At 66.8% G+C, this 10,871-nt stretch carries 9 protein-coding genes; 5 read left to right on the forward strand and 4 right to left on the reverse strand.

Translation table 11 applies throughout. The annotated features are described in order from the left end of the window. The first annotated feature begins 444 nt into the window (after nt 1–444). Nucleotides 445–2,190, forward strand: a complete 1,746-nt coding sequence (locus tag KEG38_RS54425) for a DUF4215 domain-containing protein (RefSeq protein WP_272429118.1) — start codon at nt 445–447, stop codon at nt 2,188–2,190. 111 nt (nt 2,191–2,301) lie between these two features. Here the strand turns inward: KEG38_RS54425 and KEG38_RS54430 are convergent, their stop codons facing one another. Both KEG38_RS54430 and KEG38_RS54435 read right to left on the reverse strand, forming a co-directional pair. Beyond that, on the reverse strand, nt 2,302–2,853 hold the full coding sequence (locus KEG38_RS54430) for a hypothetical protein (protein WP_272429119.1): 552 nt from the start codon (nt 2,851–2,853) through the stop codon (nt 2,302–2,304). A gap of 208 nt (nt 2,854–3,061) precedes the next feature. Then, on the reverse strand, nt 3,062–4,405 hold the full coding sequence (locus KEG38_RS54435; protein ID WP_272429121.1) for a sigma 54-interacting transcriptional regulator: 1,344 nt from the start codon (nt 4,403–4,405) through the stop codon (nt 3,062–3,064). A gap of 135 nt (nt 4,406–4,540) precedes the next feature. Between KEG38_RS54435 and KEG38_RS54440 the strand changes: the two genes are divergently transcribed. Next, complete coding sequence (locus tag KEG38_RS54440) at nt 4,541–6,256, forward strand: serine/threonine-protein kinase (protein WP_272429123.1); 1,716 nt, start codon at nt 4,541–4,543, stop codon at nt 6,254–6,256. A gap of 349 nt (nt 6,257–6,605) precedes the next feature. On the opposite strand, the gene KEG38_RS54445 is transcribed toward KEG38_RS54440, so the two are convergent. Beyond that, nucleotides 6,606–7,124 carry a hypothetical protein gene (locus KEG38_RS54445; RefSeq protein ID WP_272429124.1) on the reverse strand — a complete coding sequence of 173 codons (519 nt, stop codon included), beginning with the start codon at nt 7,122–7,124 and terminating at the stop codon, nt 6,606–6,608. A gap of 963 nt (nt 7,125–8,087) precedes the next feature. Between KEG38_RS54445 and KEG38_RS54450 the strand changes: the two genes are divergently transcribed. The 3 genes from KEG38_RS54450 to KEG38_RS54460 all read left to right on the forward strand — a co-directional run bounded on the left by KEG38_RS54450 (nt 8,088) and on the right by KEG38_RS54460 (nt 9,774). Continuing rightward, nucleotides 8,088–8,411, forward strand: coding sequence for a peptidase inhibitor family I36 protein (locus KEG38_RS54450; protein ID WP_272429125.1), 324 nt, complete (start codon nt 8,088–8,090; stop codon nt 8,409–8,411). A 148-nt stretch (nt 8,412–8,559) separates the two neighbouring features. Further along, nucleotides 8,560–8,877 carry a peptidase inhibitor family I36 protein gene (locus KEG38_RS54455; protein ID WP_272429127.1) on the forward strand — a complete coding sequence of 106 codons (318 nt, stop codon included), beginning with the start codon at nt 8,560–8,562 and terminating at the stop codon, nt 8,875–8,877. 576 nt (nt 8,878–9,453) lie between these two features. Beyond that, on the forward strand, nt 9,454–9,774 hold the full coding sequence (locus KEG38_RS54460) for a peptidase inhibitor family I36 protein (RefSeq protein WP_272429128.1): 321 nt from the start codon (nt 9,454–9,456) through the stop codon (nt 9,772–9,774). 375 nt (nt 9,775–10,149) lie between these two features. Here the strand turns inward: KEG38_RS54460 and KEG38_RS54465 are convergent, their stop codons facing one another. Then, nucleotides 10,150–10,605, reverse strand: coding sequence for a hypothetical protein (locus tag KEG38_RS54465; RefSeq protein WP_272429130.1), 456 nt, complete (start codon nt 10,603–10,605; stop codon nt 10,150–10,152). Nucleotides 10,606–10,871: the final 266 nt, after the last annotated feature.

Consider the following 10,871-nt stretch of genomic DNA (forward strand, 5'->3'; position numbering starts at 1 on the left):
GGTCTTGAATCGGCCTGTTCGATGAACTGCGCATCGCGCAGTTCATCGACCCCGGGTCCAGCGCTTGCGCTGGTCCGGGTCCAGGGGCGGATAGCCCCTGGTGGGGCCTGGGGCAACGCCCCAGCGAAACGGCTCCCAGACGAGACCAATGCTCAGCCCCGAAGCCGCCCCCGCGAGCGCGACGAGAGCGGTTGTCCCAGCGAGGACTCATCCGATCGGGTGAATGTGGGGCTCCGAGGACCCACACGCGGAGGGCTGGGGCGCGACATGCCCGGGAAATCCTGCTGATTCCGCGCCGAACGGGAGCGGGTACGCGCTTTGCTCACGGCGAGCCACGGCGCGCATTGGCGCCGCCAAACCCTCTCGTTCCACGGACCGATTGACCCGGCAACCCGTGCAAAAGCCCATTCAGCAGGGTTGCCCTTGCTCTGGAGCTCCATCGTCATGCTTGCTCGTATCCCTCGGCCACTGCTTCACGTCTCCGTGCTCGTGGCGTCGTTCGCCGCGCTGCTGCTCCCCTCGCGTACGGCCAGCGCCGCGACGAATATCGTGGGCGGTAACCTCGGCAATCAGACCTGGACCGTTGCCGGGAGTCCTTACATCGTGCTCGGGGACGTGACGGTCCAGAGCGGCGCCACCCTCACCATCCAGCCCGGGGTCGACGTGCAGTTCGCGGACACGGACGGCCAGGGTGCCGGGACCGACACGGACCGCGTGGAGCTGACGATCAAGGGGACGATCCACGCCGTCGGCACGGCCGCGAACCCCATCTCCTTCAAGGGCCAGACCGGCGCGTCCAAATCGGAATGGTACGGAATCGTCATCGATCCGGCGGCTACGGCGGCGTCGATCTCGAACGCCACCCTCCAGAATGCGATGTACGGGATCACGAGCAACAACGCCGGGGCGGTGCTCAGCGTGAGCCATACCAGCATCACCAAGTCCTACATGGGCATCGTGCTCCATGCTGGCACGGCCACGCTCGACACCCTCACCATCTCGCCCTCCAGTACGGGCGTGTTGCTCAATTACAACAATGTCGTCGGCCCCGGTGCCCCCGCCAGCGTGACGATCTCCAACTCGGTCATCCAGGGCGGGGCCGTGGGGGTCGACACGAACATGGTCACCAACGAGAGCGTGACGCTCTCGATCATCAACACGGTCATCCGCTCGAACAATACGCGCGGGGTGGGGCTGGTGAGCAGTTCCACGCCCCCGACGACGACCATCGTCAACTCGACCCTGCATGCCAACGGCTCGTACGGCATCGCCGTCAACGGCACGCAGACGGTGACGATCAAGAACTCGATCATCACCCAGCACACGGTGAACGGCATCCGCGCCACGGACACCAACTCCACCGTCAACGTCACGTACTCCAACGTGTGGGGCAACCCCACTCCCTATTATAACGCCGCTCCTGGCGCCGGCTGCATCTCGCAGAATCCGAACTACAAGAGCGCTCCCAGCGATCTGAGCCTGACGATGGGCAGCGTCTGCATCGACGCAGGCACCGCGACCGGCGCGCCGGCCACCGACATCGACGGCGCTGCACGCCCGCAGGACGGCGACGGGTTCAACGGCGCCCAGTTCGACATGGGGGCCTACGAGTATGTGCCCGCCAGCGTCTGCGGCGACGGCGTGGTGGGCGTGGGCGAGGTCTGCGACAGCGGCGCGCTGAATGGGACGTACGGAAACTGCAAGGCGGATTGTTCCGGTATCGGCCCGTCCTGCGGGGATGGGATCATGAACGGGCCGGAGGCGTGCGACGACGGGAACGAGATCAACACCGACGCGTGCCTCGACACGTGCGTCCATGCGACCTGCGGTGACGGCTTCGTCCATGCGGGCGTGGAAGCGTGCGACGACGGGAACGGTATCGCCGGCGATGGCTGCTCGGCTCAATGCGAGGTCGAGAACGCGGGCGCGGGCGGCAGCGGTGGCCAGGGCGGCGGCGGTGGCCAGGGCGGCAGCGGTGGCCAGGGCGGCGGCACGAGCAGCACCACGGCTGGCCCAGGCGGGGCCGGCGGCGGGAGCTCCGGCGGATCGAGCGATCAGCCGGACGGCTGCGGTTGCCGGGCGGCCGGTGGCTCTGGAGCGCCCTCGTCGGCGTGGCTGCTCGTCGCGGCAGCCGCCGCCGTCGCCCGGCGCCGGCGCGCCGGTGGCGAGCCCTCGGCACGCCGAGGATGACGCGTCACGCGTGACATCAAGGCACGCCCTTTTGCGACACGTTCGTGGAGGGCGCGCCCCCGTCGCGACGGCTTTTGACCCTCAAGCACGCCGTGCCGGATGGCTCGATGATCAGTAGGACCTCACGGGCGGCAGGGGGGCAGACCAGGGCGGAGAGCCCAGCGGACGCGGGACCAGAGGGCTAAGCGGCGGCGCGCTCTCATTGTAGAGATCGATCGCGCGGTGCTGCTCCCAGCGCGGGGCGCCGTCGAAGATGGTTTGCACCGTCAGCACCAAGAGGCCTATCCCCGCGTGCACGCCACCGACGACGGCCACCGGATCGTTTTGGGCGATAAGCCCTGGGAACATGACCACGCCGCCGGTCACGGTCATGGTCAAGCCAGCAATGAGCAGACCGCGGGCGATGGGTTTGTTTCGCTCATACTCCAGCGCGAGCTTGCGGGCCTCCGGGTGGTCACGCACCAGATCGGAGAGCGCGCTGGTCCGGTAGACCTTGCCGTCTTTGAGGTAACTCCCGTCAGCACGGAGCGAAAGGCGCGGCGTGTCAGGCGGCTGCGGTGTCGAAGGATAGGGCGAGAACGCGATCGGCTCGCATGCCGCCGAGGCCATGACCAGCGAGGCCGCGAGGAGGAAGCACAGTGAGCGATTGAAATCGATCTTCATATCTCTGCGTGCCGAGTGACGACGCGACGACGCGGATCCTGCGTGTCGTGCCCCCTTCAGCAAGGCGGGCGCCAAGCGAGAGAGCGCTCGAAACGCCGAAGATTCGCGCGAATTTGCGGGCGGCCTCCCGGACGATGGGGCTCCGGGCCCCCAAGCGCCGGAACGACACCGGGGCTCCGCGGGGACAGCATGAGAGCGGCGCGAATGGTTATCCGTCGTTGCGATCGCCCCTGCCGGGCGTGATCCCCAGCCGAGCCAGGATGCGATAAAGGTGCTTCCGCTCGAGCCCCGCGACCTTCGCCGCCTCGGTCATGTTGTCGCCGTACTTCGCCAAGAGGTTTCGCACGTAGGCCTTCTCGAACTGCTCGACGAGCTCGGCTTTGGCCTCGCTGAAGGGGCGATCGATCGGCGCCTCGGGCTCGAAGCGCTGGACGCTCCCGATCATCACGGGCATCTCGGCGAAGCACGCGCCCTTCGGCCCGAGCGCGACCGCGCGCGAGATTGCGTTTCTCAGCTCGCGCACGTTGCCAGGCCACGAGTAGCCTCGAAGGCGATCGAGGTTCTTTCCGGCAAGGGCGTCCACGCTCGGGACGCGAACCCCTTCACGCTCGAGGAAAGCGCGCGTGAGATCCGGGATATCGTCGAGCCGCTCGCGGAGCGCGGGCAGGTGCACCTCGACCACCGCGAGGCGGTAGTACACGTCTCCGCGGAAGGTACCTCGCGCGACCTCGGTGCGGAGATCATGATGGGTCGCGGCGATGATCCTCACGTCGTACGCCTGCTGGCGCGCGCCGCCCACGGGCTGCACCGTCCCCGTCTCCAGGAGGCGCAGCAATTTGGGCTGAAGGCGCAGCGGGAGATCGCCAATTTCGTCGAGGAACAGAGTGCCTCCGTGCGCCAGGGCGAACGCTCCGAGGCGATCGCGGTCGGCGCCGGTGAACGCGCCGCGCGTGTGTCCGAAGAGGTCGCTCTCGACCAGGTTCTCCGCCGCGGCGCCGCCGTCGAAGATGACGAAGGGCCCGTTCCGCCGCGGGCTCGCGTCGTGGACCGCGCGCGCCGCGACCTCCTTGCCCGTCCCGCTTTCGCCCAAAAGGAGCACCGACGCGTTCGAGGCGGCAGCGCGGTCGAGGAGCGCATAGATCCGGCGCATCGCGAGGCTCGACCCCACGAGGTTGCCGAAGGACGTGGCGGCGCTCGGAGGGATCTCGAGGACCTCTTCGTCCGGAAGGAGCTGGAGCAGCGTCGAGCCCACGCCCAGCACCGCACCCACCGGGAGGCGCGCCTTGGCGAGGAGCGCGCCGTCGTACGAGGTGCCGTTGGTGGACCCGAGGTCCGTCACTTCGAATCCACCTGCCGTCGGGCGAACGGAGCAGTGGCGTGAAGAGACGAGCGGATCGCTGAGCGTTACATCGCTCGCTTCGGAGGCGCCGATGACGAGGCCTGCGCGGGGCAGCTCGATCTCGAGGCCCGCCTCGGGACCATGGAGCACGCGGAGGCGGCTTCGCAGGGGCGCGGTCGGGCGCTCCATCTGGTTCGTCGTTCGGGTGAACATCGCCGCCTCAGGATGTCACGGAGTGCCAGCGCCGGCCCTCGCCCTCCGATGGGGCAAGGTGTTTCCGCCGGTATTCTTCGATCGCCGCACCAGACTGCGCAGCGTTCGCGGTGCACGCTACGATGAGCCCATCGTATGAGCGAGTCGCTCGGAGGTTTTACGATCGAGGGCGTGCTCGGCGAGGGCGGGAGCGCCATCGTCTACGCGGCGCGGCGGGACGGTCGCGATCTCGCGCTCAAGGTCATGAAGGGCGTGACCGACGAGCGTCAGTGCGCGCGGTTCCTCGCGGAGGCCGAGCTTCTCGCGCGGGTGAAGCACCCGAACGTCGTCGAGATCGTCGAGGCGGGGGCGTTGCCCGACGGCGCGGCGTTCCTGGCGATGCCCCGGCTCCGCGGCGAGACCCTCGCGGCGCGAATCGCGCGCGGCCGGCTCGAGCTCGGGGCGGCGATGGCGTGCTTCGAGGAGCTCGCCCGAGGCGTCGCCGCGGTCCACGACGCCGGCCTGATCCACAGGGATCTCAAGCCCGAGAACGTCTTCCTCCGCGAGGACGGATCACCGATCTTGCTCGACCTCGGCATCGGTCGCGAAGCCGAGGCGCAGCCGTCGACCACCACGGAGGAGGGCGTGGTGCGCGGGACGAAAGCGACGATGGCTCCCGAGCGCTTCTTCGGATCGCGGGCGACGATCGCGTCGGATGTCTACGAGCTCGCGCTGGTGCTCTACGCGATGCTGGTGGGGCGGCTGCCCTGGAGCGACGCGCCCGACGCGCAGGATCGACTCCACGCGAGGCCGCCGAGCGATCTCGAGCCGTCGATCCCCGCGGCCCTGTCCGACGCGATCATGCGGGCGCTGTCGACGCGCGTCGAGCGGAGGCCGTCGTCCGTGGGCGAGCTCGTCACGAGCCTGCAGACGGCGATCGCCGAGGCCGACGCCGTACCGCGCCGGACCGCGCGTGCGCCCGTGATCGAGACGACCCCTGCGAGCCCGGCGGACTTGGCCGAGGGGACGAAGGTCGCGCCGGCGCCGCCCCAGGATCGGCCGAGCGCGCGGCGCGATCTCGGTCGAGTGGTCCCGCGGCGGGCGATCCTCGCGGCGACGGCGACCGCCGTCTCATTCGCCGCGGTCGCGCTCGGGTGGGTGCGATCGCGCGGTGCGGAAGCTCCGGCGCTGGCCGCGTCGGGGTTGGGGGCGCTCGCGGCCGCGCCCTCGCCGTCGCTCATCGTGCCGTCGTCATCGCTCGTGATCGGCGACCCCTCCGCCGCGCCGGTGCCGACCGGGAGCGACGACGACGCAATCGGCGCCGCGAGCGCCTCGGTTCCGACACAGGGGAATGCCCCGCGCTCCCAGCCCGCGAAGCCGCTCGCCTGGTGCAAGAAGATCATCGACCTCGACTGCGATCCCAAGCTCGGATCGTGGGCGCGCGCGAAGTGCTCGCGTGACAAATCGGATGTCGCCCGCTTCGAGAAGCTTCCGCCCGGCGCGTGGCCGGCGATCGACGCCGAGTGCGCGAAGGCGTACGCAAAGCAAAAGGCGTATGTGGAGGAGCAAAAGGCGAAGCAGGCGGGAGTACCCGTAATCACCGATGCCAATGATTCGAAAACCGTAATCGCCGGCCGCAACATGCCGATCTGGGTCCGCAACATGCCGAGCTGCCGCGCCCTCCTCAGCCTCGCCTGCGATTCATCGCTGCCCTCCGCCACGTCGATTTGCCAGAAGACGCGTGCCTGGGTCACTTCGATCGAAAACATGGAAGCGGTCGAAGCGCGCTGCCGTGACGCGCTCCCCACGACGCGCGCGCTGATCGAGCACGACATGAAGGCGCGCGACGCGGAGGCGGACGCGGGGCAGTGAGGCGCTGCGCTGGGGCTTTGCCCCAGGCCCCACCGGGGCTATCCGCCCCTGGACCCGGACCAGCGCAAGCGCTGGACCCGGGGTCGATGAACTGCGCGATGCGCAGTTCATCGAACAGGCCAGGTCAAGACCAACGACGAACCTGCCCATCAAGACCGCGGCGCTGACGATTCAACTGGCAACGTGCCCGTCGCCGGCGTGAAACGCACCTTCCTGGTCTTGCCACCGGCCTGTTGGAAGAACTGCGCGATGCGCAGTTCTTCCACGAACGGTCCAGCGCTTGCGCTGGTCCGGGTCCAGGGGCGGATAGCCCCTGGTGGGGCCTGGGGCAACGCCCCAGCGCGGCGGTTCAGGCGGGACTCGGGGCTTTGGGCTCCGTGCTGGTCTCGGCGTTCGTCTCGGGGCGGGCTTGCTTGTTCTTGCGCCGCGTCTCGGCGGCCTTTTTCGCGTACTGGGCGCGGTACGCCAGGGTCTTGTTGAAGGCGGCCTGCACGGACGGGTCGCCGTGCTGAATGGTGGCGTCGAGGAATCCGCCGATGCGGCTAATGTCGGACTCACGCGCGTCCTCGTAGTAGATTTCGCTCTCCTCGAGGATCTCCGCGAGCTTGAGGACATCCTTCTTGAGCGCTCGGATCTCGTCGAGCGTGGCGGTCTTGTCGACAATGTTCTGTAACATGCCGGGGTGAACGCCGAGGGTCTCGCCGTACTGCGGGAGGGCCTTCGAAAGTTCGTCGAAGACCTCCGGAAAACCGGGCTTCTGGCGCCGCGCGCCCGAAAGCGTGCCATTGGCGGCGTCCACGAGCTTCGGACGAATGCTGGTCACGTCGATGATGCTGGGGCCCATATAGGGAGCAATCTTGTCGTTCACGAAAACCTCCATGCCCGCACCCTCATGGAAGGAGCGGGAGTCTTGGGGTGAGGGCCGCAAGATAAGCAGGGGCCGAATGCTGTCATCGGCGGAATCTTGCTCTGTGGGCGGCCGCGCGGAGTGTGAGCACGCGCGAGGGGGGTGCACGTCCTCGCGAACAGAGAGGGTGAATAGGCGCGGGGGGTCGCTCGTGCTCGCGCGCGATGAGCATGAGCACGCCCGGGGGAGCGCACGTTCTCGCGCGCGAGGAGCGTGAGCACGCCCGGGGAGGCGCTCGTCTTCGTGCGCGAGGAGCGTGAGCACGCCCGGGGAGGCGCTCGTCTTCGTGCGCGAGGAGCGTGAGCACGCCCGGGGAGGCGCTCGTCTTCGTGCGCGATGAGCGTGAGCACGCCCGGGGAGGCGCTCGTGCTCGTGCCCGGAGTAGGGAGAGGACGACCGGGGGAGCGCACGTGCTCACGCGCGACGAGCGAAAGCACGCCCAGGGGGGCGCACGTCCTCGTGGACGGAGCAGGGTGAGGATGCGCGAGGGGAAGGGCTACGACGCGGTTTGCAGAGGCGTGGACGCGGTGGCGGGATGGAACCCATCCTTGCCAGCCGCGCTCGTGCCACGTCCGACCCCGTGGCCGCCCTTCGGGGTATCCCCGGAGCCGACTCCCGCGGGACAACTTCTTGCCGTACTCGTGCAAGGCGAGGTCAAAACCCCGTGGTCAAGCAACTCCTCGAAACGAAGTCGGTCGGCGTAGAGGAACTTCTCGTTCATCCCTTTTTCTTTGGATAACCGACGGAAGACGCCCCGTAGCAAGCTCGGCGTGAAAGCCCGTCATAGGCGGACGAAATCAAGGGATTGACTCAGCGCGCTTCGGGACAACGTATTCATTGTCGACACTTCATCGCCAGCCGCCGGAGAGTGCGCATGGTAGGCCGCGAGGTCGTGCGAATTCATGTCGGGTAGGGAGGTGGTTCATGATCAAGAGCATGATCGTGGGTCTGTTCGCCCTGGGAGCAGTCTGCGTCGCTTCTCACGCCGACGCGTGCGCAATGTTCTTCGAAAACGGCAACTATGGGGGAAGGATTGTTCCCATCAGCGCAGAAAGGTTCAGGGTCCCGTGGATCGGGAACGAATGGAACGATACCATCTCCTCTATACGGGTTGCCCCTCTTTGCACGGTTACGGTGTACGAAGACGTCAACTTCACGGGCGAGTCGTTGATGGTCTCGGCCGATACACCGTGGCTCGGAGACTGGAACGACAGGATCAGCTCGTACATCTGCACGTGCTGGCCGTAATGTGCCCCAATGCGGACAAAATCAAGGGATTGACTCAGCGCGCTTCGGGACAACGTATTCATTGTCGACACTTCATCGCCAGCCGCCGGAGAGTGCGCATGGTAGGCCGCGAGGTCGTGCGAATTCATGTCGGGTAGGGAGGTGGTTCATGATCAAGAGCATGATGGTGGGTCTGTTCGCCCTGGGAGCAGTCTGCATCGCTTCTCACGCCGACGCGTGCGCAATGTTCTTCGAAGACCACTTCTTTGTGGGAAGGAGTCATTACGTCAACGCAGAAATAGGGGTCCCGTGGCTCGGCGAATGGAACGATATCATCTCCTCTATACAGGTTGAGCAGCTTTGCAAGGTTACGGTGTACGAAGACGTCAACTTCGGGGGCGCGTCGTGGACAGCCTCGGGCGCTGTAGACTGGGTCGGAGACTTCTGGAACGACCGGATCAGCTCGTACATCTGCACGTGCAGGTAATGTGCCCCAATGCTTGCGCCTTGCGCGACGGGAGACGAGCGTGAGCACGCCCGGGGGGCGCACGTACTCGCGCGCGACGAGCGAAAGCATGCCCAGGGGGGCGCACGTACTCGTGGACGGAGCAGGGTGAGGATGCGCGAGGGGAAGGGCTACGACGCGGTTTGCAGAGGCGTGGACGCGGTGGCGGGACGGAACCCATCCTTGCCAGCCGCGCTCGTGCCACTTCCGACCCCGTGGCCGCCCTTCGGGGTATCCCCGGAGCCGACTCCCGCGGGACAACTTCTTGCCGTACTCGTGCAAGGCGAGGTCAAAACCCGTGGTCAAGCAACTCCTCGAAACGAAGTCGGTCGGCGTAGAGGAACTCCTCGTTCATTCCTTTTTCTTTGGATAACCGACTGAAGACGCCCCGTAGCAAGCTCGGCGTGAAAGCCCGTCATAGGCGGACGAAATCAAGGGATTGACTCAGCGCGCTTCGGGACAACGTATTCATTGTCGACACTTCATCGCCAGCCGCCCGAGAGTGCGCATGGTAGGCCGCGAGGTCGTGCGAATTCATGTCGGGTAGGGAGGTGGTTCATGATCAAGAGCATGATCGTGGGTCTGTTCGCCCTGGGAGCAGTCTGCGTCGCTTCTCACGCCGACGCGTGCGCAGTGTTCTTCGAAAAACCCAACTATGAGGGAAGGAGTTATTCCGCCGACGCAGGATCATCCGTCCCGCGGATCGGGAACGGATGGAACGATACCATCTCCTCTATAAAGGTTGCGTCTCATTGCACGGTTGCGGTGTACGAAGACCCCAACTTCGGGGGCGAGCCGTTGACACTCTCGGACGATGCATCAACGCTCGGAATCTGGGACGACAAGATCAGCTCGTTCTACTGCGCGTGCTGGTATTAATGTGCCCCAATGCTTGCGCCTTGCGCGACGGGAGGCGTCGTATGCCGAAAAGCCTGATGGTCGGTCTGCTCGTCCTCGGAGCCGTCTGCGTTGCTTCTCGCGCAGGGGCTTGTGTCACGTTCTACGAGCATGCCAACTACGCTGGCAGGTCGCATCACGCGCCCGCGGGGCGGAACGCATGGTTTACGCCGGGGATGGGGGATTGGGTCTCGTCCATGGTCCTCGATCCAGGGTGCGCGGTGACGGTCTACGAACACGGCAATTTCGCGGGGTGACTCCTGGGTCGCCTCGGGCGCTGTACCCTGGGTCGGAGACTTCTGGAACCACCGGATCAGCTCGTACATCTGCACGTGTGAGTGACGACGCCCTCCCGGATCACCGCTCGTGATACTGCGGATCGCGACGCAGCCTGCCCGGCGTTCCGGACCTCGTGACGACATGCGCGGGCGGCACATGGTCGAGCCCGCCCTGACGGCACGCCCATTGCTCGGAGTCCCCGCCGCCGCGGACGACCATAGCCGTGTCGATGGCGGTCGCCTTCGTGTCATCCTGTCCTTCGAAGAAGCGGTGGATGATGCGAGGCCCGGCGCTGGTGAGGCCGACGAGGTCGAAGCCCACCATCACGAATATCCCGACGTCGTCGCCGAGCGATCCCGCGTCGCACGCGTGGCCGCGCTCCCAGTCGGGAGAGCTCGTCCTCGCGAGGTCCGCGAGGCAGGCATGTGGCCCCGTCGGCGGGAGGCTCGTGGGCGGAGCGCTGCCGGGATCGAGTGATGTGCGCGCTCCGCACGCGGTGAGCAGGAGGAAGAGCAGGAGCGAGGTACGTCTCACGCAGAGAGCTTATCAGGTCGCGAGCAGGGCTCGCGTCCACGCGAACGCGGAGGGCCAGGTCGCAAGCGGCGGCTCGCGTCCACGCGAACACGGAAGGCTAGGTCGCGAGCGGCGGCTCTCCTCCACGGGTGGTGCCCTAACTAACAATCCCCCGGCAAAGCCGGGGGGTTTCGATGTGTGAGCCGCTAAAAGCGGCTGATTTACGGGCCGCTCGCGAGCGGCCTTCGGAGCCACCTTAAGGTGGCGCTCGATCCTACAGGAGGCGG

Origin of the sequence: Polyangium jinanense, assembly GCF_028435265.1 — a bacterium.
GTDB lineage: Bacteria > Myxococcota_A > Polyangia > Polyangiales > Polyangiaceae > Polyangium > Polyangium jinanense.

Bases quoted from the DNA above. Each gene is read 5' to 3' on its own strand.
- KEG38_RS54425 (WP_272429118.1), top strand. From the start codon at position 445: ATGCTTGCTCGTATCCCTCGGCCACTGCTTCACGTCTCCGTGCTCGTG.
- KEG38_RS54430 (WP_272429119.1), bottom strand. From the start codon at position 2,853: ATGAAGATCGATTTCAATCGCTCACTGTGCTTCCTCCTCGCGGCCTCG.
- KEG38_RS54435 (WP_272429121.1), bottom strand. From the start codon at position 4,405: ATGTTCACCCGAACGACGAACCAGATGGAGCGCCCGACCGCGCCCCTG.
- KEG38_RS54440 (WP_272429123.1), top strand. From the start codon at position 4,541: ATGAGCGAGTCGCTCGGAGGTTTTACGATCGAGGGCGTGCTCGGCGAG.
- KEG38_RS54450 (WP_272429125.1), top strand. From the start codon at position 8,088: ATGATCAAGAGCATGATCGTGGGTCTGTTCGCCCTGGGAGCAGTCTGC.
- KEG38_RS54455 (WP_272429127.1), top strand. From the start codon at position 8,560: ATGATCAAGAGCATGATGGTGGGTCTGTTCGCCCTGGGAGCAGTCTGC.
- KEG38_RS54460 (WP_272429128.1), top strand. From the start codon at position 9,454: ATGATCAAGAGCATGATCGTGGGTCTGTTCGCCCTGGGAGCAGTCTGC.